The organism is Nostoc favosum CHAB5714, from assembly GCF_020829495.1.
Lineage (GTDB): Bacteria > Cyanobacteriota > Cyanobacteriia > Cyanobacteriales > Nostocaceae > Nostoc > Nostoc favosum.
Genome location: NZ_JAIVFQ010000242.1, coordinates 1 through 2,067 on the forward strand (window position 1 = coordinate 1; position 2,067 = coordinate 2,067).

Annotated in this window: 2 tRNA genes and 2 rRNA genes; all 4 read left to right on the forward strand. The window is 53.7% G+C overall.

The features are described from left to right. Window positions 1-182: ribosomal RNA gene (locus LC586_RS43880) — 16S ribosomal RNA — on the forward strand; the annotation flags it as partial. A 194-nt stretch (window positions 183-376) separates the two neighbouring features. Beyond that, window positions 377-453, forward strand: a tRNA-Ile gene (locus LC586_RS43885). A gap of 18 nt (window positions 454-471) precedes the next feature. Then, a tRNA-Ala gene (locus LC586_RS43890) sits at window positions 472-547 on the forward strand. A 281-nt stretch (window positions 548-828) separates the two neighbouring features. Beyond that, a 23S ribosomal RNA gene (locus tag LC586_RS43895) occupies window positions 829-2,067 on the forward strand; the annotation flags it as partial.

Sequence of the window (2,067 nt, forward strand, 5' to 3'; positions counted from 1 at the left end):
GCACGCTGCGGTGAATACGTTCCCGGGCCTTGTACACACCGCCCGTCACACCATGGGAGTTGGTTCTACCCGAAGCCGGTGCGCTAACCGCAAGGAAGCAGCCGACCACGGTAGGGTCAGCGACTGGGGTGAAGTCGTAACAAGGTAGCCGTAGGGGAACCTGCGGCTGGATCACCTCCTTTCTAAGGATTACCCTTCAACTTCGGTTATCGGGTTTTCATTGGAACAAAAGCTGTCAAGTCAGACAGCACTTTGCGGAACTTCGCCGCCTTCGTTTCTCTTTCTTCACATGCGACGTTATTCACGCGTCAGCGCAACAGGTCACAAGCCTGTCGCGTTCGCCGGCTTAGCTGCCGGCTCTCTGGCGTGATCCAGAGGGCCCGTAGCTCAGGTGGTTAGAGCGCACGCCTGATAAGCGTGAGGTCGGTAGTTCGAGTCTACCCGGGCCCACCATCCTCGTAGGAATGGAATGGGGCCGTAGCTCAGTTGGGAGAGCGTCTGCTTTGCAAGCAGAATGTCGTCGGTTCGATCCCGTCCGGCTCCACCAGTTCCCCGAGAGTACCGCAACGTCGCATAGTTAGAGAGCAAGTTTGGCAGACTCCTTCCTTTGGAAGTGATGTCCGCCGGATCTTTCGACATCGTAAAGAGATGCTTTGCTGCTTGTTTGAGGCGCACCCCGCCGAGAGACAGCAACAGCACGTGAATTCTGGTTTTTTGATCTGACCGATCAAACTGCCACGTTGTAATGACGTGGCTTTCGTTCTTGCCCGATGACTAGCCGGCCTTTCAAGAGGGGCCGGGGATGTTGCGGGCATCGATAATGAGAACGATCAAGTGTCTTAAGTGCATCTAGAGGATGCCTTGGCGCATGCAGGCGATGAAGGACGTAATACGCTGCGATAAGCCTCGGGGAGCTGCGAATAAGCTTTGATCCGAGGATTTCCGAATGGGGAAACCCGACCATTAAGGTCACCCGAAAGGGAGCTAACCCAGGGAACTGAAACATCTAAGTACCTGGAGGAAAGGACATCAAACGAGACTCCGTTAGTAGTGGCGAGCGAACGCGGACCAGGCCAGTGGCCTGTGAGTAAGAACGGGAAGGACTTGGAAAAGTCCGCCATAGTGGGTGATAGCCCCGTACCGGTAGAAAGCTCATAGGTCCTCGAGTAAGGCGGAACACGTGAAATTCTGTCTGAACATGGGTAGACCACTATCCAAGCCTAAGTACTCGCATGCGACCGATAGTGAACCAGTACCGTGAGGGAAAGGTGAAAAGCACCCCGACGAGGGGAGTGAAATAGTACCTGAAACTGGATGCATACAAACAGTCGGAGCCCAAGACGCGTTCTGGGTGACGGCGTACCTCTTGTATAATGGGTCATCGACTTAGTCTGTCTAGCAAGCTTAAGCCGTTAGGTGTAGGCGTAGCGAAAGCGAGTCTGAATAGGGCGTTAAGTTAGACGGATTAGACCCGAACCCGAGTGATCTAGCCATGTGCAGGCTGAAGGTAAGGTAACACTTACTGGAGGGCCGAACCCACGTAAGTTGAAAATTACGGGGATGACGTGTGGCTAGGGGTGAAAGGCCAATCAAACTCGGAAATAGCTGGTTCTCCGCGAAAGATATTTAGGTATCGCCTCGAGCGAATACTCCAGGGGGTAGAGCACTGGATGGGCTAGGGGGTCTCACCGACTTACCAAACCTAACCAAACTCCGAATACCTGGAAGTACTACTCGGGAGACAGACGGTGGGTGCTAACGTCCATCGTCAAGAGGGAAACAACCCTGACCTACAGCTAAGGTCCCCAAGTCATGGTTAAGTGGGAAAGCATGTGGGAATGCTTAGACAACCAGGAGGTTGGCTTAGAAGCAGCCATCCTTTAAAGATAGCGTAACAGCTCACTGGTCAAGCGTTCCTGCGGCGAAGATGTAACGGGGCTTAAACCATGCACCGAAGCTTAGGGTTTGCAGCTTGCTGCAAGCGGTAGCGGAGCGTTCCGTAAGCCTGTGAAGGGATACTCGTGAGAGATCCTGGAGGTATCGGAAGTGCGAATGATGACATGAGTA